This window comes from Herbiconiux moechotypicola, from assembly GCF_024979255.1.
GTDB classification, from domain to species: Bacteria; Actinomycetota; Actinomycetes; order Actinomycetales; family Microbacteriaceae; genus Herbiconiux; species Herbiconiux moechotypicola.
The window spans coordinates 24,401-42,974 of record NZ_JANLCN010000002.1; the positions used below are offsets into that span (position 1 = coordinate 24,401).

At 70.9% G+C, this 18,574-nt stretch carries 18 protein-coding genes and 1 tRNA gene; 9 read left to right on the top strand and 10 right to left on the bottom strand.

All coding sequences use genetic code 11. From position 1 onward, the window contains the following. Window positions 1–5: 5 nt before the first annotated feature. On the bottom strand, window positions 6–1,046 hold the full coding sequence (locus tag N1031_RS02875; protein ID WP_259478086.1) for a BMP family lipoprotein: 1,041 nt from the start codon (window positions 1,044–1,046) through the stop codon (window positions 6–8). 178 nt (window positions 1,047–1,224) lie between these two features. Between N1031_RS02875 and N1031_RS02880 the strand changes: the two genes are divergently transcribed. Both N1031_RS02880 and N1031_RS02885 read left to right on the top strand, forming a co-directional pair. After that, window positions 1,225–2,265 (top strand): LacI family DNA-binding transcriptional regulator, encoded by a 1,041-nt coding sequence (locus tag N1031_RS02880; RefSeq protein WP_259478087.1) that lies wholly within the window; start codon window positions 1,225–1,227, stop codon window positions 2,263–2,265. Next, window positions 2,262–3,002, top strand: coding sequence for a creatininase family protein (locus N1031_RS02885; RefSeq protein WP_259478088.1), 741 nt, complete (start codon window positions 2,262–2,264; stop codon window positions 3,000–3,002). The genes N1031_RS02880 and N1031_RS02885 overlap by 4 nt, the downstream gene beginning before the upstream one ends. A gap of 24 nt (window positions 3,003–3,026) precedes the next feature. Here the strand turns inward: N1031_RS02885 and N1031_RS02890 are convergent, their stop codons facing one another. After that, window positions 3,027–4,436, bottom strand: coding sequence for an amidohydrolase (locus N1031_RS02890; RefSeq protein WP_259478089.1), 1,410 nt, complete (start codon window positions 4,434–4,436; stop codon window positions 3,027–3,029). A 950-nt stretch (window positions 4,437–5,386) separates the two neighbouring features. Then, a tRNA-Ser gene (locus tag N1031_RS02895) sits at window positions 5,387–5,474 on the bottom strand. A 144-nt stretch (window positions 5,475–5,618) separates the two neighbouring features. Here N1031_RS02895 and N1031_RS02900 point away from each other — a divergent pair. Together N1031_RS02900 and N1031_RS02905 are read left to right on the top strand one after the other, a co-directional pair. Further along, window positions 5,619–5,882: a hypothetical protein gene (locus N1031_RS02900; RefSeq protein ID WP_259478090.1), complete on the top strand. Its 264-nt coding sequence runs from the start codon at window positions 5,619–5,621 to the stop codon at window positions 5,880–5,882. A 79-nt stretch (window positions 5,883–5,961) separates the two neighbouring features. Next, on the top strand, window positions 5,962–6,447 hold the full coding sequence (locus N1031_RS02905) for a hypothetical protein (RefSeq protein ID WP_259478091.1): 486 nt from the start codon (window positions 5,962–5,964) through the stop codon (window positions 6,445–6,447). Between the two features lie 38 nt (window positions 6,448–6,485). Here the strand turns inward: N1031_RS02905 and N1031_RS02910 are convergent, their stop codons facing one another. Next, window positions 6,486–7,295: an HAD family hydrolase gene (locus N1031_RS02910; RefSeq protein WP_259478092.1), complete on the bottom strand. Its 810-nt coding sequence runs from the start codon at window positions 7,293–7,295 to the stop codon at window positions 6,486–6,488. Then, a complete protein-coding gene (serS, locus tag N1031_RS02915) occupies window positions 7,292–8,554 on the bottom strand; it encodes a serine--tRNA ligase (protein WP_259478093.1) in 1,263 nt (420 codons plus the stop codon). Before serS ends, N1031_RS02910 begins: the two co-directional genes overlap by 4 nt. A gap of 100 nt (window positions 8,555–8,654) precedes the next feature. Here serS and N1031_RS02920 point away from each other — a divergent pair, with 100 nt between their 5' ends. Then, window positions 8,655–9,704, top strand: coding sequence for a diacylglycerol/lipid kinase family protein (locus tag N1031_RS02920; protein WP_259478094.1), 1,050 nt, complete (start codon window positions 8,655–8,657; stop codon window positions 9,702–9,704). Window positions 9,705–9,725: 21 nt separating this feature from the next. On the opposite strand, the gene N1031_RS02925 is transcribed toward N1031_RS02920, so the two are convergent. Continuing rightward, window positions 9,726–10,544, bottom strand: a complete 819-nt coding sequence (locus tag N1031_RS02925; RefSeq protein WP_259478095.1) for a LysR family transcriptional regulator substrate-binding protein — start codon at window positions 10,542–10,544, stop codon at window positions 9,726–9,728. A 56-nt stretch (window positions 10,545–10,600) separates the two neighbouring features. On the opposite strand from N1031_RS02925, the gene N1031_RS02930 reads away from it, so the two are divergent. Then, a complete protein-coding gene (locus tag N1031_RS02930; RefSeq protein WP_259478096.1) occupies window positions 10,601–11,008 on the top strand; it encodes a DUF5997 family protein in 408 nt (135 codons plus the stop codon). Between the two features lie 133 nt (window positions 11,009–11,141). Further along, window positions 11,142–12,554, top strand: a complete 1,413-nt coding sequence (locus tag N1031_RS02935) for a maltokinase N-terminal cap-like domain-containing protein (RefSeq protein ID WP_259478097.1) — start codon at window positions 11,142–11,144, stop codon at window positions 12,552–12,554. 7 nt (window positions 12,555–12,561) lie between these two features. Here the strand turns inward: N1031_RS02935 and N1031_RS02940 are convergent, their stop codons facing one another. Then, window positions 12,562–13,383, bottom strand: coding sequence for an HAD hydrolase family protein (locus N1031_RS02940; RefSeq protein ID WP_259478098.1), 822 nt, complete (start codon window positions 13,381–13,383; stop codon window positions 12,562–12,564). After that, window positions 13,380–14,312 carry a prephenate dehydratase gene (gene pheA / locus N1031_RS02945; RefSeq protein ID WP_259478099.1) on the bottom strand — a complete coding sequence of 311 codons (933 nt, stop codon included), beginning with the start codon at window positions 14,310–14,312 and terminating at the stop codon, window positions 13,380–13,382. The genes N1031_RS02940 and pheA overlap by 4 nt, the downstream gene beginning before the upstream one ends. Before the next feature lie 34 nt (window positions 14,313–14,346). Here pheA and pgm point away from each other — a divergent pair, with 34 nt between their 5' ends. Further along, the gene (gene pgm / locus N1031_RS02950) at window positions 14,347–15,975 is read left to right on the top strand and encodes a phosphoglucomutase (alpha-D-glucose-1,6-bisphosphate-dependent) (RefSeq protein WP_259478100.1); all 1,629 of its coding nucleotides are present in this window, start codon (window positions 14,347–14,349) and stop codon (window positions 15,973–15,975) included. 1 nt (window position 15,976) lies between these two features. Here the strand turns inward: pgm and N1031_RS02955 are convergent, their stop codons facing one another. Further along, window positions 15,977–16,846: a DMT family transporter gene (locus N1031_RS02955; protein WP_259478101.1), complete on the bottom strand. Its 870-nt coding sequence runs from the start codon at window positions 16,844–16,846 to the stop codon at window positions 15,977–15,979. An 87-nt stretch (window positions 16,847–16,933) separates the two neighbouring features. Between N1031_RS02955 and N1031_RS02960 the strand changes: the two genes are divergently transcribed. Further along, complete coding sequence (locus N1031_RS02960) at window positions 16,934–17,848, top strand: LysR family transcriptional regulator (RefSeq protein WP_259478102.1); 915 nt, start codon at window positions 16,934–16,936, stop codon at window positions 17,846–17,848. Here N1031_RS02960 and N1031_RS02965 read toward each other — a convergent pair. Further along, window positions 17,838–18,560, bottom strand: coding sequence for a helix-turn-helix domain-containing protein (locus tag N1031_RS02965; RefSeq protein WP_259478103.1), 723 nt, complete (start codon window positions 18,558–18,560; stop codon window positions 17,838–17,840). The genes N1031_RS02960 and N1031_RS02965 overlap by 11 nt on opposite strands. Between the last annotated feature and the right edge of the window lie 14 nt (window positions 18,561–18,574).

The following is an 18,574-nucleotide window of genomic DNA, read 5'->3' on the forward strand; positions in this document are numbered from 1 at the left end:
GTCCGCTAGACGGCCGACGGCACGGTGACGGTGCCGTCGATGATGTCCTGCTTGGCCTGCTCGAGCTGGTCGGCGTAGGCGTCGAGGAACCCGCCGCTGGTGGCGTAGCCGACACCGTCGTTGGAGAGGTCGAAGGCCTGCTCGCCGGGCTCGAGAGTGCCGTCGAGGTAGGCCGCGATGGAGTCCTCGACCGCCACGTTCACGTTCTTGATGGCCGAGGTGAGGATGAACGGCTTGATCGAGTCGTCGACCTGGCTGTAGACGTCGCCGTCGACCCCGATGGCCCAGTTCTTCTGCGCATCCGTCGAGCTGGCCGCGGCCTGCTCGTACACGCCCTGGCCCGAACCGCCGGCGGCGGCGTAGATGACGTCGGCGCCGCCGGCGTACATCGAGGCGGCGGCCTCCTTGCCCTTGGTGGGGTCGGAGAAGCCGGTGAAGTCGCCGAGCGGGGCGAGGTAGGTGGAGTCGACCACGATGTCGGGGTCGACCGACTTCGCGCCGGCCTCGTAGCCCACGAAGAAGTTCTGGATGCTCGGCTGGTCGACACCGCCGATGAAGCCGACGTGGCCGGTGGTGGAGGCCAGCGCCGCCGCGACGCCCACGAGGTACGACGACTGCTCGGCCGCGAACGAGATGGTGGTCACGTCGGGGATGACGGTGCCCTTGTCGATGTCGACGGCCACGAAGGCGGTGTCGGGGTGGTCGGTGGTCTGCTCCATCGGGGTCGCCCACTGGAAGCCGATGCCGATCGCGAGGCCGGCGTTCTGCGAGAGCGCGAGGTCGAGGCGGTCCTGGTAGTCGTCGGTGTTGGGGCTGGAGAGGTCGAGCGGGGTGAAGTCGAACTCGGCCTGAGCGGCGGTGAAGCCCTCGTAGGCGCTGTCCATGAACGAGAAGTCACCCGTGGTGCCGTAGAGCATGGCGATGGTGGGGCCGTCCGACGAGGCGGTCGACGAGGTGCTGGCCGTGGTGCCTGAACAACCGGTGAGCACGAGGGATGCGGCGAGGACGGTGCCGCCGAGGGCTGCCATCTTTCGGGTGAATGACATGGGTCTCCTTGGTAATCGTTTGCAAGACGAAACGTAGCTTAGTGCGCTGATGGAACCCACTCAGTGTTCGTGCTGGCCGTTGCAGCCTGATTTCTCGGATGTTTCCGGCGTGTTTAAGCTCGGCAAAAGCAGGCAAACGATTACCAGTCACTTGCCCCGGGTGCCCTAGTGTGTGGGTGTGGATCCGCACGAGCAACCGACCCTGGCCGACGTCGCCGAGCGCGCCGGAGTGAGCGTGGCCACGGCGTCGCGGGTGCTCACGGGTGCCCGTCCGGTGAGCGACGACCTCCAGCGTAAGGTGCGCGATGCGAGCCGCTCGCTCGGCTACCGGCGCAACACCGTGGCGAGCTCGCTGCGGCTGCAGCGCACCGAGACCGTCGGTCTCGTGCTGCCCCGCTACGCCACCAGCTTCCTCTCCGCGCTCATCGAGTCGGTCAGCACCGAGCTCGAACGCCACGAACTCTCGCTCGTGCTCCGCTACTCCGAACCCGACGCCCTGCACGACGCCGACAACATCGTCTCGCTGCTCGACCGGAGGGTCGACGGCATCATCGTGTGCCCGCCCTCGCTCGAGGTCAGCCGCGAGTCGATTCAGGCGGCGGCCTCGGTGCCGGTCGTGCAGGTGGGCCGCTTCGTCGACACCGACCGGTCGGACTCGGTGGGGCTCGACGAAGACCGCGCGACGGCCCTGCTCGTCACGCACCTCGCCGATCGCGGTGCCACGAGCATCCGGGCCGTCGGCTTCGACGAGTCGGTGCCCGCTGACGCACGCCGACTGCAGGCGCTCGGGTCGGCGGGGGCACCCCTGGGGGTCTCGCTGGCGGCGGCGCCGTTCACCCCCGCGGTGCTCGAGGGCGGCATCCGCGCGGCCGAGCGGCTGCTCGACGAGGGCGCCCTCCCCCGAGCGATCGTCTGCGCCAACGACGACGTGGCGTCGGGTGTGCTCGCGGTGCTCCGGATGCGCGGGGTCGCGGTGCCGGGATCGGTGCAGGTCGCGAGCATGCTCGACCTCTCCCCCGGTCGTGAAGACCACTCCATCACCACGCTTCGGCATCCGTGGCCCGAGATGGGCCGGGAGGCGGTGCGGCTGCTCGTCGACGCCGCCGCTCGCGGGAGCGACGACAGGATCGCGCGGCGGGTGAGCCTGGCGCCACAGCTCGTGCCGGGTGGGTCGACCCTCCCCTCACCCGTCATCACCCCGCAGGAGCAGAGCGCATGATCGAGGCGTACCGCGCGGCGTGGACCGACCTGGAAGCGCACTTCGCCGGCGCGACCGCGGCAGCCGGTCTCGCCTTCCTCCCCTTCGGCGCCCTCGAGCAGCACGGCCCGCACCTCCCGCTCGGCACCGACACCGCCACGGCCTCCGCTGTCGCGCGGCGGCTGGCGGAGCGGCTCGACGGCGTGCTGCTGCCGCCTGTGCACTACGGCGACACCTGGAACAACGCCGGCTACCCCGGCACCGTGGGTCTCTCGCCCGCCACCGTCACCGCCATCGCGGTCGACCTGGGCCGGGCTCTGGTGGGTTCGGGCGCCCGCGGTCTCGTCATCGTGAACGGCGACTGGGGCAACCGGCTGCCTCTCGCGTCGGCCGTGCGCATCCTGAACGACGAGGGCGTGCTGCCGGCGATCGCGCTCGACTACCCAGGCATGGCCGAGGCGATCGAGCTGGTGAGAGAGAGCGTTCCGGCGGCCCCCGGGCTCAACCACGCCGAAGAGGTGGAGACCTCGATCATGCTGGCACTCGAGCCGGAGCTGGTGCGCCGGGAGCGGTTCGTGGCGGAGTATCCCGAGTTCCCGAGCGACTTCGGGGTGCGGCCGATGCAGCTGCACGGGTTCTCGGCGTCGGGGGTGTTCGGCGACCCGGCGACGGCGTCGGCCGAGAAGGGCCAGGCCATCCTGGGCGCGACCGTCGAGGGGTCGCTCGCGGTGCTCGCCGACTTCATCCGGGGTCTCTGACCGGCTCGTTGCGGGCTCGCCCGCTCAGGCGTCGTAGTTCTGGATCGACCCGCCGTGGCTGCGGTCGGTCAGTCGCGCCAGGCGCGGCTGCAGCTCTGCCACGACCGCGGGCACGTCGACCGTGAGCAGCTGCTTGCCGCGCATGAGCACGCGGCCGTCGACGATGGTGGTGTCGATGTCGTTCGAGCGGGCGCTGTAGACAAGGGTGTTCGCGAGGTCGTGCACCGGTCGCGTGCGCGGCTCGGAGAGGTCGACGAGCACGAGGTCGGCGCGGTAGCCCGGGGCGATGCGCCCCACCGAGGAGCCGAGCTGCACCGCTTGGGCGCTCTGGGTCGTGGCGTGCTGCAGCAGCTCGCGCGAGGTCAGCCAGGAGTTGTCGTTCTCGGTGGCCTTCTGCACGAAGGCCATGTAGGTCATCGACTCCCACACGTCGAGGGTGTTGTTCGAGGCGGCGCCGTCGGTGGCGAGCCCCACCGGCACCCCGCCCGAGCGCAGCAGGCGCACCGGCGTGGTCTCAAGTCCGTTCTTGAGGTAGCCCTTCGGCCCACTGCCGATGCCGACCCGGCCCTCGGCGGCCGCCGGTGCGAGTAGCGGGATGTCCTCCGGCACGATGCCGATGCCGTGGGCGATGAGGGTCTTGCCGTCGAGCAGGCCGGTGCGGTGCAGCACGCCGATGGGGGTGGCGCCATGGCGCTCGCGGCTGTGGACGGTCTGCGAGCGGCCCTCGGAGGCGTGGATGTGCACGAGCAGGTCGTGCTCCTGGGCCGCGCGGGCGGTGCGCTCGAGGTCGTCGTCGGTGACGGTGTAGGGAGCGTGCGGGGCGAGCGCGGTCGTGATGCGGCCGCCGGCGGCGCCGTTCCAGCTCGTGGCGAACTCGAGCGAGCGCTCCAGCCCGGCCTGGCCGTCGGAGGAGAAGTAGGTCGAGCCGAGCACGCCGCGGAGGCCGGTCTCGTCGGTGACCCGGGCGATGCGGTCCATGCTGAAGTAGTGGTCGGCGAAGGTCGTGACACCGCTGCGGATCATCTCGGCCGCGGCGAGGCGGGCCGCGAGTTCCACGTCGTCGGCGGTGAGGTTCACCTCCATCGGCCAGATGAACTCGTTGAACCAGCGCTCGGGCTCGATGTCTTCGGCGGCGCCCCGGAACATCACCATGGGCGTGTGCGTGTGGCAGTTGATGAAGCCGGGCATCGCCACGAGGCCGGTGGCGTCGATCGTCTCCCGCGCCGGGGGAGTGACCGGTGCACCCGCGGCGTCGCGCGTCTCGCGCGCGTCCAGCACCGCGTCGATCGCGCCGTCGCGGACGACGATCACCCGGTCGGTCTCGAACGACACCGCCCCCGCGTCGTCATGCACGAGCACTGTCGCCCCCGTGATGACGAGATCGGCGGGCGGAAGCGACGCGACCTGCGCCGCCGAGTCAGAACGAGAAGCCATACGTCCTATTCTCCGCGACCCGGAGCCGCACCCGAGCGCACCGGCCTACCGGCCTACCGGCCTACCGGCCTACCGGCCTACCGGCCAGGCGTCGCTCAGGGTTGAGGTCGAAGCGCGAGAACCCTCCGCACACGATCGAGGTCCTTCAAGGCGAGAGCAGCCCCGGGGTTGATGCTGCGCAACAGCAGGGTGGTGTCTTTGAGCCGCCTGGCGTGTTGGACCCGGAAGGTCTGCTCGTGGTGGCCGACCCGATTGCGGAGTCGTCGCAGCCGCTCGAGCGCAAGCCCGACCGCATATCCGTCTTCGACACCGGCGGGGAGGCCCGCCGGGAGATGAGACTGCCAGCTCTTGGTCAAGTCGGGGGTCAGCCCGGGAAAGGCGGCACTCAGTCCGTGGGTCCAGAGATTCTCTCGTCCACTCCGACCAGACCCGCGCCGGCTGCGTTGGGTGGGCGGATCGACAGGAACAGATAGACGAGGCTTCCGAATTCGAGCTGCGCGACACGATCGTCCAGCACCACGGGAGCCTTGTGTCGGGGATGTGTCGGGCCAGTCGCGCAGCGTGCGATCCACCGCATGACGGACGATCGCTTCCGTGTAAGCCAAGACCTCGTACCAAGCGGAGCTGAGCGACACCTGCCACGCGTAGAGCGCCGCTAGCGCAGGTCTGCTGACATCAGCTGGCGTGGTGTTCGCGGCCCGGGCCCATTCCCCAGCGTAAGTCGCCAGGCGGGCGTCGTTCATCGCAGCAATCAGTCTCTGCGGCACTCTGCTTCCCCTTTGAAACAGCGAAAGCCCCACCTGATGTGGGGCTTTCACACTAATAACGAACAGATCCTGCCTGCCGTTGTTCACGACAAGAATAGCACGCGGTGTGTATCTTGTCGTGTTTTTCTCAGGAATTAAGGCGAGCTCGGTCGGGACGGACGAGAACCGTGGTGGTGCGCAGTATGGCGGAGGGCGTGGGATTCGAACCCACGAGACATTTCTGCCCACCAGTTTTCAAGACTGGCTCCATCGGCCGCTCGGACAGCCCTCCTTGCGCCTAACTTTAGGGCACATTGCTGATCCCTCTCGCGACTCGGCATGGCCGAGCAGCGTCGAGGTGCGAGACGGTCCGCCGCCGGGCGGTTACGATTCACCTGATCGGCCACCGTGGGCCGTAGGGGTGTCAGGGGCAATCATGGCGTCGGCCACATCGCGGGAGATGAAGTACGCAGCACCCGGGGAGAAGTATCCGGGCAAGACGCTGAGCACCATGGGAGTGATCTTCGTCTTCTTGGTCAGCCCTGTCGGCATCGTGTTGTGCATCATCGCCCTGGTCAAGTCACGCGAGGCCGGCTACAAGAACAGTCGCGCCTTGAGCGGGCTGATCCTGGGCAGCCTCCTGTTCCTCCTGGGCGTCGCGCTCGCCTTCGCCAGCGTTGCGGGCTACGGGAGCGCGTAGATACGTTCGCCGGGGTTCCGCTGCGCGCGGGGGTGGCCTACTCTGAGCGGCACGAGTATCCGTGGGGACGGAGAGGCGCATGACCGAAGACGACGGGCGACAGGGCGGAGTGAGCCGCCGCACGGTGGTGACGGCGGGAGCGTGGGCGCTGCCGGTGATCGCGGTGGCGGTCGGAGCGCCGGCCGCGGCGGCGAGCACGACCGGCGGTGTGTTGTATGTGACCGGGAACGCGTTCGGCGGTGCCGGCATCTTCTTGAGCGGGTCGAACTACAACGGGTTCGGTGCCAGCGGTGACTATGCGCCGGGTGAGGTGACCATCACGTTCGTGCTTCCTGAGGGGGTGGAGTTCACCGTGGACTCCCCCGACCTGTGGCTGGTGACGGTCACCGACAACGTCGTCACCATCTCCAACGGCGCCGCGCTCACCCCGAGCGAGACCGGCGATCTCGGAGACTTCTCGATCACCGGCGACTTCGCCCAGGGCAGCACCTACGACGTGAGCTCGGCGCCGCCGGGGCTCGACGTGCAGTACGTGGGCAACGTGGGCGGTGGAGTGTTCGCCTGAGCGAAGGATGCGCGTCGCGACCGGATGCGCGCAGCCGCTCAGAGGGTGGCGAGCACCTGGGCCACGCCGTCGTCGTCGATGGAGGCGGTGACCTCGGTGGCGACCGCGAGCACGTCGTCGGGCGACTGCGCCATCGCGACGGCGCGGCCCTGGGCGCCCGCCCAGCGGAACATGTCGATGTCGTTGCGGCCGTCGCCCACCGCCATCACCCTGGAGCGCGGAACGCCGAGGATATCGCGCACCCGCTCGAGCCCGGTGGCCTTGTTCACGCCGTCGGGGGCGATGTCGAGCCAGGCGGTCCAGCCGATGGAGTAGCTCACGCGGTGCAGGCCCATGCGCTCCACCACGGCGAGGAAGTCCTCCATGTCGTGGCCGGGCGAGATGACCACCACGCGGGTCGCCTCCACCTGCTGCAGCTCGTCGAAGCTCACCAGGGTGTTGCCCTCGCCGAGCACCGTCTCGGGAAAGGCCTCGGTGTGCAGGAACTGCCCGTTCGAGTCCTCCACAGCGAACAGCGCCTCGGTGAGGTGTGAACGGATGCGCGTGAGCACGGGGCCCGGATCGAACGTCTCGATGTGGAACGAGCGGTAACCGAGCGGCGCCTCGGGGTCGCGGATGAGCGTGACCGCACCGTTCGCGCACACGACATAGCGCGGTGTGATGCCGAGACGGTCGAGCACGGGCAGGGTGGAGCCCACCGAGCGCCCGGTGGCGAGCATGACCTCGTTGCCGTCGGCGACGACGCGGCGCACCTCGGCGCCGACGATGTCGCTCAGCGTGCCGTCTTCGTGCAGCACCGTGCCGTCGATGTCGAGCGCCACCAGCCAGCCGGGCGCCTCGACGCTCACGGGGCCTCGATCAGCTCGAGCCCGCCGAGGTAGGGCCTCAGCACCTCGGGCACCACCACGGTGCCGTCGGCCTGCTGGTGGGTCTCGAGCAGGGCGACGATCCAGCGCGTGGTGGCCAGCGTGCCGTTGAGCGTGGCGACGGGAGCCGTCTTGCCCGACTCGGTGCGGTAGCGGGTGTCGAGCCGGCGCGCCTGGTAGGTGGTGCAGTTCGAGGTGGAGGTGAGCTCGCGGTAGGTCTCCTGCGTGGGAACCCAGGCCTCGGTGTCGAACTTGCGCGCGGCACTCGACCCGAGGTCGCCGGCCGCCACGTCGATGACCCGGTAGCGCAGGCCCAGGTCGCTGAGCATGCCCTCCTGGTAGCCGAGCAGCGCCTCGTGCTCGGCCTCGGCGTTCTCGGGCAGCACGTAGCTGAACATCTCGAGCTTGTTGAACTGGTGCACGCGCAGGATGCCGCGGGTGTCTTTGCCGTGCGACCCGGCCTCGCGGCGGTAGCAGGTCGACCAGCCGGCGTAGCGCTTGGGCCCGGTGGACAGGTCGAGGATCTCGCCCATGTGGAACCCGGCGAGCGCCACCTCGCTCGTGCCGGTGAGGAACAGCTCGTCGGCCTCGAGGTAGTACACCTCGTCGGCGTGCTCGCCGAGGAAGCCCGTGCCGTCCATGGTCTCGGGGCGCACCAGCGTGGGCGTGATGAGCGGGGTGAAGCCGGCGGCCAGGGCGCGGTCGAGCGCGAGGTTCATGAGGGCGAGCTCGAGGCGCGCACCGACCCCGGTGAGGAAGTAGAAGCGGGCACCCGACACCTTCGCGCCGCGCGCCAGGTCGAACAGCTTGAGCGACTCGCCGAGCTCGACGTGGTCGCGCGGCTCGAAATCGAAGGTGGGCATCTCGCCCACCTCGCGGAGCGTGACGAAGTTCTCTTCTCCGCCCTCGGGCACGCCCTCGATGACGATGTTCTGAATCTGGCGGGCGGTCTCGGTGAACGCGCCCTCCGCATCCGTCACCCTCTGGTTGGCGGTCTTCACCTGGGCGGCCAGCTGTTGGGCCTGGGCGACGAGGGCCTTCTTCTCGTCTTTGGGGGCCGACGCCACCTGCTTGCCGAAGGCGTTCTGCTCGGCTCGCAGCCGCTCGAACTCGCCGATGGCGGCGCGTCGCTCGGTGTCGGCGGCGATGGCCGCATCGACCAGGGCGAGAGAGGAGCCACGCGCCCTCTGCGAGTCGCGGACGACGTCGGGGTTCTCGCGCAGGAGCAGGGGATCGATCACGCCCGACAGTCTACTTCGTGGCTCTCGCCGCACTCGCGGCCGACCACAAGCTGTGGAGAGGTACGTTATGCCTGGGACTTGTGCAGGAGGGGTGGATCCGATGGCTGACGAGACGGCCGGCCCGGCGGGCGACAGGCACGCCGCGATCGTGGTCAACCCCGTGAAGGTCGACGCCGAGAAACTGCGGCGCCTCGTGGAGGCCGCCGAGGAGCAGTCGGGCTGGGCACCCACCCGCTGGTACGAGACCACCGTCGAAGACGCGGGTGACGAGGTGACCCGCCGCGCGATCGCGGAGGGCGCCACCGTGGTGATGGCCGCGGGCGGAGACGGCACCGTGCGCGCGGTGGCGGAGGGCCTGCGCGGCTCGGGCGTGCCCCTCGGCCTGCTGCCCGTGGGCACCGGCAACCTGCTCGCCCGCAACCTCGGCCTCACGCTCACCAACGTTGAGCAGGCCATCGGCACGGTGTTCACCGGCACCGAACGCGCCATCGACGTGGGCGTCGCGCACTACACGCGCGAAGACGGGTCGGCCGGCGAGAACGTCTTCCTCGTCATGGCGGGCCTCGGGCTCGACGCGAAGATGATCGCGAAGACCAACACCAGGCTCAAGAAGGCCGTCGGCTGGCTCGCCTACGTCGATGGCATCGGGCGCGCGCTGCCCGAGCTCAAGCCGGTGAAGCTGCGGTTCAGCCGCGACGGCGGGCCGTGGAAGTCGACGACGGCGCACACGGTCATCGTGGGCAACTGCGGGGTGCTGCCCGGCGGCATCCTGCTGATTCCGGATGCGCGGCCCGACGACGGACTGCTCGACGTGGTGGCGCTGCGGCCGCAGGGCTGGTTCGGCTGGGTCAAGGTGTGGAACAAGATCGCCTTCGAGAACGGCGTGCTGCGCAAGTCGGCGGCGGGCCGGCGCATCATCGACCTCAACCACGACGTGCGCTCGGTGCGCTACAGCACCGCCCGGGAGTTCGAGCTCACGCTCGACGGCACCGAGGACATCCAGCTCGACGGTGACGCCTGGGGCCGCGCGACGGCCGTGCACACCTGGGTCGACCCGGGTGCGCTCCACGTGCGCGTGCCGCACGGCAGCACCGGCGAGCTCACCGGCGCGGCGAGCAGCGAGCTCGACGCCGCCGCCCCCGCGGCCTAGTCGGCGGACGCCGCCACCCGCTCAGCGCCCGCGGCCCCTCCCGCGCCCTCGGGCCGCGGGAGGGCGAGGACGCTTCTTCGATGACGGGGAGCCGCCACCGGACGCCTTCTGCTTCTTCGACCCCCCACCGCCGGCGGCCGCGGCGGCCCGCGCCTCCGCCGCCCGCGCCTTGGCGGCGGCGGTCGGCTTCTGCGCCGACGCCGCCGCGATCGCCGCCGTCGTCTCCGCCCCGCGCGTGCTGTTCGTGGTGCGCCCGCGCACCACCCCCACGAAGTCGTCCACCATCGCCGCCCGGTCCTCGCCCAGACCCCGCCGCCACACCAGCGCCACGCGCCGTCGCCACGGCTCCGCGTCGGCCTCGTCGAGCGCCCGCGCCACCACGTCGCGCCGCGAGAAGGCGCGCGCCACGGCCTTCGGCAGCACGAGGTACCCGACCCCGGCCGCCACCAGCTCCACCGCCGCCGCGACGTCGTCACCCGGCTCCAGCATCCCGAGCCCGGGCGCCCCGTTCTCGCGGTCGACCCGCGCCAGCTCCTCGAACGCCCCGAACGACACCGTCTCGAGCAGGGTCGCCTCGTGCTCCTTCGGCAGCACCACCACGGGCTCCTCGGTGTAGAGCGGGATGGCGTGCAGCTGCGACGCTGCGCCGGCCGAGAGCGGCAGCCTCACCAGGGCGACGTCGAGCTCGTCGGCGGCGAGCATCCGTTCGGCCTCGGCGGTGGCGTCGAGGTAGGAGGCCAGCGGATGCGCGTGGGCCGGGTCGTCGGGAAACCGCTCGTCCCAGATGCGCAGCCACTTCGCCGGCATCACACCGGGCGCGAACGCGAGTCGGAGTCGCATCGGCCGTTCCTCCCGTCGCTCAGCCACCACCCTACTCACCCGGCTACGCTGTGCAGATGAGCGCCGCGAAGACCCCGCAGACGATGAAGCCCGCCACGGCGGCCAAGAAGCTCGGCATCTACCTGCCCGCCGCCCCCGCCGAGTTCGCAGCGGCCCCCGTCTCCCGCGCCGCGCTCGACGAGCTGCTGCAGTCGCCGCCAGAGTGGCTCGTGCAGCTGCGGCTCGAGGGCCCGCACCCGCGCGACGTGGTGGCACGCAAGCTCGGCGTCTCCAACTCGGGCCTGGCCAGGGCGGGCGTGACGGATGCACTCACCACCGCCGAGATCTCGGCCCTCCTTCAGGCCCCGCCGGAGTGGCTCGTGACCGAGCGGGCGATCCAGGCGCAGGTGCGCGCCGAGAACCGGCGCATCAAAGAGGAGCGCCTCGGCAAGGCCGCCGCGGCGGTGTTCGACGACGAGGACTGACCGCCGCACACCGCGCCACTCGCCCCTGGCCCCTCGCACCGCGCGATGCACCGCGCATCCCGCCCGGCATTCTGAGGGGATGCCCAGGCCCGGGCCCCTGGCCGAACCGCCGGGCTCGGCGTAATGTCCGAGCATGAGCGTCTCTACGGTGAGCCTTCCTCCCGCCCGGAACGTGCGACCCGCGCTCGCCGACTGGATGCGAGCGCAGCGCTGGTTCACCTCGCCGCCCGACGCGGAGCTCATCCGCGTGGGGGTGTGGACGCTGCACGACCACCGGCATCAGGTGGCCATCGAGGTGCACCTCGTGCGCGACGACTCCGAGCCCGCGCCGACCGTCTACCAGGTGCCCCTCACGCTGCGCACGGCACCTCTCCTCGGCGGCGAGCGGGCCGCCATCGAGACCGCCACCATCGGCACCCGTCAGGTGTACGTCTACGACGGGCCGCATGACCCCGCCTTCACACGCGCGCTGCTCGCCCTCATGCTCGACGACGAGAGCGAGCAGGCCGGCGGCATCGACGACGTGGAGGTCGCCGGCCACCACTCGCTCACGACTTCCGACGTGCGGGTCGCCGACTCGCACGTGCTGCGCGGCGAGCAGTCCAACACCTCGATCGTCTACGACCTCGTGCACCCCAACGGCAAGCCGGCCGGCCCCGTCATCTGCAAGGTGTTCCGCACCCTCGCCGACGGGCAGAACCCCGACGTGGTGATGCAGTCGGCACTCTCCGACGCGGGGTCACGACTCGTGCCCCGGGCCGTCGGGCACGTCACCGGCGACTGGCTCGACGAGCGTCGTGAAGGAGGACGCGCCTCGGGGCACCTGGCGTTCGCGCAGGAGTTCATCCCCGAGGTGGAGGATGCGTGGCGCGTGGCGTTGCGGGCCGCCGACGCCGGGGAGTCGTTCCAGGCGCTCGCCGCGGCGCTGGGCGAGGCGACCGCGCAGGTGCACGCCGAGCTGGCGCAGCTGTTCCCCGTGCGGGCGGCCTCCGCGGCCGACGTGTCGACGATCGTGGCGAGCATGCGGCAGCGGGCCGCGCTGGCGGTGGCCGAGGTGCCCTCGCTCGCGGCGGAGTCGGAGGCGGTGGAGCGCGTGTTCGGCCTCGCGGAGGCCGCGGCGTGGCCCGCGTTCCAGCGCATCCACGGCGACTACCACCTCGGCCAGGTGCTGGCCGTGCCGGGCCGCGGGTGGGTGCTGCTCGACTTCGAGGGCGAACCGCTGCGGCCTCTGGCCGAGCGCCTGGCTCCGGATGTGACACTCCGCGACGTGGCCGGCATGCTGCGCTCGTTCGACTACGTGGCGGGGTCGCTCGCCGCCGGCGCCCACGCCGAGCGGGCGCGGGCGTGGGCGCACGAGGCGCGCGACGCTTTCCTCGACGGGTACATCGCACGGTCGGGCGTCGACCTGCGCGCGCAACGGGCGCTGCTCGACGCCTTCGAACTCGACAAGGCCCTCTACGAGGTCGTCTACGAGGCGCGCAACCGCCCCGACTGGGTCTCCATCCCCGCGAGCGCCATCCACTACCTAGCCCACCGGCCGCGCTGAGGCCCGGTCAGCGGTCGCGCAGGGCACCCTCGAGGTACTGGGCGACACCGTGGGCGTGGTTCATGGCGGTGACGACGCTGGCGGCAGCGAGCACGGGCGGCTGAGCGTTGGCCACGGCGACGGCGGTGCCCACGACGGCGAAGGCGGGGAGGTCGTTGTGGTTGTCGCCGAAGAACACGCACTCCGACGCGGGCACGCCCAGCGACTCCGCCACGGCCAGCACGCCAGACCCCTTCGAGCACGCGGCGTTCGCGATCTCGAGGTAGGTGGGCTTCGAGCGGTACCCCACGACCCCCGGCAGCCCGTCGACCACGGCGGCCATCGCGTCGATCGCGGCCGGCTCCCCCATCGCCATGATCTTGTGCGGCGGCCGCTGGTCGACGAGCCCCGACGAGACGTATTCCATCGCCGGCATACGCTCGGGATGCACGCCCGTGTTCGCGACCTCGCGCTCGGTGAAGCGATCATCGGCCCACGCGAACCACGAGTCGCCCGCGTAGAAGCTGCCGTGCACCCCGAGCCGGGCGCACGCCTCGTGCACCACCCGCGCGTCCGGGGCCGCGATCGGCACGTCGAGCACCACCGCGCCCGAGCCGTCGAGCACGAGCCCGCCGTTGTAGGCGATGAGCGGCCCAGCGGCTGCGGCCGACTCCCCCGGGGCACCCCACGCGCTCTCCACCAGCCGCATCGACTCCGGCATGCGAGACGACGCGAGAACGAAGGGATGACCCGCCGCCACCACCGCGGCGACCGCCCGCGCCGTGCGTTCGTTCACCCGCCGGGTGGAGTCGAGCAGCGTGCCGTCGATGTCGGAGAAGAACAGCGTCACAGCTCGGGCTCGCCCGACACGATCCCGCGCAGCCAGTCGCGCGCCTCGATGAACACCTCGTTGTCGTACCGGGCCACGTACTCCACCGGCACCCGGTCGGCGCGCGGATACGACCCCAAGAAGATGACGCCCGGGCTGAACCTCCGCACGCCGAGCAGGGCGTCGGCCACGCGCTCGTCGGTGACGTGCCCATCGGCGTCGATGACGAAGCGGTACCGCCCGAGCGCGTCGCCGATGGGCCGCGACTGCAGCAGCGACAGGTTCACCCCTCGGGTGGAGAACTGCTCGAGCAGCTCGAGCAGCGCACCCGCGCGATCGGCGGGCAGCTCGGCGATGATGCTCGTCTTGTCGGCACCGGTGGCGGCAGGGAGCGCGGTCGACGTCGACACGAGCACGAAGCGGGTGACGGCGTTCGCGTTGTCGGAGATGCCCTCGGCCAGCACCTCGAACTCCCCCTGCGACACGATCTGCGGCGGGGCCACGGCCGCGTCGGCGAGCTCGCTGTCGAACAGCGACAGCGCCGCGGCCACGTTCGAGGTCGACGGGATGTGCCCATGGGTCGGCAGGTGCGCATCCAGCCACCGCCTCGTCTGCGCGTAGGCGACCGGATGCGCGTTGACGACCCGCACATCCTGCAGCCGGGTGCCGGGCCTGGCCACCAGCACGAACTGCACCTTCACGAGGTACTCGCCCACGATGCGGAGGCCGGGGATGTTGGCGAGCGCGTCGAGCGTGGCGGTCACCCCGCCCTCGATGGAGTTCTCGATGGCGATCATGGCGGCGGTGGAGCGGCCGGACACGACGTCGTCGAGCGCCTCGCCCACGTTGTTCACCGAGCGCCAGGGCTTGCCGGCGGCCTCGGGCACCTGGGCGAGAGCGGCCTCGGTGAACGTGCCCGAGGGCCCCAGGTAGCTGTAGCTGTCGGACATGTACCGAGCCTATCGACCGTGCCAGACTTGGGGCATGCATGAGCGCGCCGGCACAGTCGCCCTTCCCGAAGACCTGATCGATCTCAACGCCCTGGTGAGCGCGTACTACGACCTGCATCCGGATGTCGACGACCCGGAGCAGAAGGTGATCTTCGGCACCAGCGGCCACCGCGGCTCGAGCCTGAAAACCGCGTTCAACGAAGACCACATCGCGGCGATCACCCAGGCGATCGTGGAGTACCGGGCCTCGCAGGGCATCACCGGCCCGCTCTTCATCGGCCGCGACACGCACGGCCTCTCCGCCCCGGCCGAGCACACCGCGCTCGAGGTGCTGAACGCGAACGGCGTGACGGTGTGGAACGACTCGCGCGACAGCTGGACCCCGACACCCGCCGTGTCGCACGCCATCCTGGCCTACAACAGAGCAGGGCACGACGACCAGGCCGACGGCATCGTCGTGACGCCGAGTCACAACCCGCCCGCCGACGGCGGCTTCAAGTACAACCCGCCGCACGGCGGCCCGGCCGACTCGGATGCGACGGGCTGGATCGCCGCGCGCGCCAACGAGCTCATCGCGGGCGGCCTGGCCGACGTGAAGCGCGTGGGGCGGGGCGAGGGCGTCGCGACCGCGGGCTACGACTTCCGCGAGCACTACGTGGCCGACCTGGTGAACGTGATCGACCTCGACGCGATCGCGAAGTCGAAGATCCACATCGGCGCCGACCCGCTAGGCGGGGCGAGCGTGGAGTACTGGGAGCTCATCCGCGACCGCTACGGCCTCAACATGGAGGTGGTGAACGAGACGGTCGACCCGCGCTGGGCGTTCATGACGCTCGACTGGGACGGCAAGATCCGGATGGACTGCAGCTCGCCCTACGCCATGGCCTCGCTGGTGTCGCGTCGGCACTCCTACGACATCGCCACGGGCAACGACGCCGATGCCGACCGGCACGGAGTGGTCACGCCCGACGCCGGCATCATGAACCCGAACCACTACCTCGCGGTCGCCATCCAGTACCTCTACTCACGGCGCGAGGGCTGGCAGCCGGATGCCGCGATCGGCAAGACCCTCGTGTCGTCGTCGATGATCGACCGCGTGGCGGAGTCGCTCGGGCGCACCCTGTGGGAGGTGCCGGTGGGCTTCAAGTGGTTCGTGCCCGGGCTCATCGACGGCTCGGTCGGCTTCGGCGGCGAGGAGTCGGCGGGGGCGTCGTTCCTGCGCTTCGACGGCTCGGTGTGGACGACCGATAAGGACGGCATCCTGCTGGCGCTGCTGGCGTCGGAGATCCTGGCCGTGACCGGAAAGACCCCCTCGCAGCTCTACGCCGAGCTCACCGAGGAGTTCGGGGCTCCCGTGTACGAGCGCGTCGACGCTCCGGCCTCGAAGGCGCAGAAGGCGGTGCTCGCGAAGCTCGACGGCGAAGCCATCACGGCGACCGAGCTGGCGGGCGACCCGATCGTGGCGAAGCTGTCGCACGCGCCGGGCAACGGCGCGGCGGTGGGCGGCGTGAAGGTCGTCACCGAGCGCGCTTGGTTCGCAGCTCGTCCGTCGGGAACCGAGGACGTGTACAAGATCTACGCCGAGAGCTTCGTGGGGCCCGAGCATCTCGCCGAGGTGCAGGCCGAGGCCAAGCGCATCGTCGACGCCGCCCTGGGGGCCTGACTCAGCGCCGCCGAGCGCGCGCCGCCCACGAGATGACGGCGACCCCCACGATCACCACAGCGCCTCCGAGCAGCTCGGCGGGGACGGGCAGCTCGCCGAGCCACACCCACGCGATCAGCACCGCGACCGGCGGCACCAGGTAGAGCAACGAGGTCGACACGACCACGGGCATGCGCGCCACCGCGTAGGCCCACAGCACGAACCCCGCCGCCGAGGGCAGCAGCCCCAGGTAGACGGCGGCCAGCCACGGGCCGGGCCCGGCGCCGAGGAGCCCCCCGAGATCGAACGGCACCAGGGGCAGCGTCATGACCGTGCCGGCGACCATGGCGTAGCAGGCGACCTCGACGCTGCTGTACCGCGCCAGCAGCGGCCGTTGCAGCGGGTGGTAGATGCCCTGCACCACCATGGCGGCGACCACGATCCACACCGAGGCCGACAGCGACACCCCGGTCCGGGCGAGGCACACGAACGCCACACCCCCGAGCGCGATCGCACTGCCGGCGATCATGACCGGCGAGACGCGCTCGCGGAACAGCACCCGGGCCACCGCGACGGACACCAGCGGCGCAGCCGCCACGATGATGCTGGCGGTGCCGGCCGGCACCGCCAGCTCGCCCGTGTTGAGCAGCAGCTGGTAGGCCGCCATGCCGAAGAAGCCGCACGCGGCGATCCAGCCCAGGTCGCGCGGCCTCGGCAGCCGGGCCCGGGTGATCGCCGCGAACGCGACCAGTGCGACCGTCGCCACCGCGAGGCGCGCGAACGACAGTCCGATCGCCCCCATCGCCGGCGCAGCCACCTGGATCGCCGGGAACGCCGAGGCCCAGAGCACCACGACCGCCAGGCCCGCCCACACCGCACCATGTCTACTCACGCGACCGATCGTGGCAGCGCAAAATCATCAGCACCAGTGACTATTTGTGATTGATGACCAAATTTGCGCTGAGCATAGACTGACGGCGTGATCGACGTCAGAAAACTCCGGATGCTCGCCGCGCTCGAGCGTCTGGGTACGATCGCGGCCGTGGCCGAGGAGCTCCACCTGACGGCCCCCGGGGTGTCGATGCAACTCGCCGCCCTGGAGCGAGAGCTCGGACTCGCGCTCACCCGGCGACAGGGCCGGCGGGTCGTGCTCACCCCGGCCGGCACCGTCCTCGCCCTGCACGGCCACGACATCCTCGACCGCCTCTCGATGGCGGAGCTCGAGCTGGAGGCGCTGCGAGCAGGATCGTCGGGGCGGTACGCACTGACGGCGTTCCCCTCGGCGGCCCGCACCATCATCGCCGAGGCCTGTCGTCATCTCCTCACCGACCCGGGCTCGGGACTCGAACTCACGCTCACCACCCTGGAACCCGAGGATGCGCTGAGCGCCCTCGCCACGGGAACGGCCGATCTCGCGGTCGTCCACTCCTACTCCAACGTCGCGCGCGAGCTGCCCGCGGGTGTGAACAGCACGATGCTCGGCTCCGAACCGGTGCGGCTCGCCGTGCGTTCGGCCGACCGCCGGAGCTCGACCGGCGGCACCATTGAACTCGGCGAGTACGACCGCACCCCCTGGATCACCCCGACCCGCGACGTCACCTGCTTCGACATGGTCGATCGCGCCTGCGGTCTGGCGGGGTTCCGCCCCCGAGTCGTCGCCGAGACGATGGACTTCGCCGTTCAGCTCGAACTCGTCGCCGCCGGTGTCGGCGTCGCCCTGGTGCCATCGCTCGCCGTCGAACGGCTCCCCGACGGCGTGGAATTGCTCGACCTGGCACACCCGGTCGAGAGGGCGCTGGCTCTGGCCGTCAGGGAGCCGAGCCGCGCCGACGCGGGAGTGCGCGCCATCTCGGGCGCGATCACCGCCGCGGCGGCGGCGCGGCTCACTCGGTGAAGTGGTGGGCGCCGCCGAAGTGCATGGTGGTGGAGCCGCCGCCGTGCTCGGCGAGGCGTTTGGCGATCTCGTGGGGGGCGGCGAAGCCGTGTCGGCCCACGACCGCCCACACCGAGACGCAGTCGACACCGTAGGGGTTCGCGATGCGGTGCGGCACCGCGGCGTCGAAGGTGAGGCTGTCTCCGGGCTGCACGGTGTCGTGGTCGAAGCCGACCTGCACGTCCATCTGCCCACTCACCACGTGCATGTACTCGAGGCCGGTGTGCCGCATCATGTTGTCGGCCGGGCTGGACTCGCTGCCCGGTGAGTAGGTGACCCGCACGAACTCCACGAGCGGGTCGTCTCCGGGCGTCAAGCGTTCCCAGCGCACCCCGCCGATGCGGATGTCGGGCGAGGTGCCTGCCCGGCGGAGGCCCGGGATGCCCACGGTGGTGAGACGCTCGGGTGCCGCCGCGCCGCCCGGCGCGAGGGCGGGGTCGCCGTTCGAGACGGTGCCGAGCAGGGCGTCGAACGAGAGGTCGAGCTCCGACACGATGGTCCACAGCGTGCCCATCGAGGGCATGGCCCGGCCGAGCTCCACCTGGGAGAGGAAGCTGGCCGAGACGCCGACCCGGCTGCCGAGCTCGCGCAGGGAGATGCCGGCGGCCTGTCTGGCCTCCCGGATGCGCTCTCCCACTCCCGCCGTCGCCCCCTGCGGTGTGCTGCTCGACATGGCCGCTCCTCGAT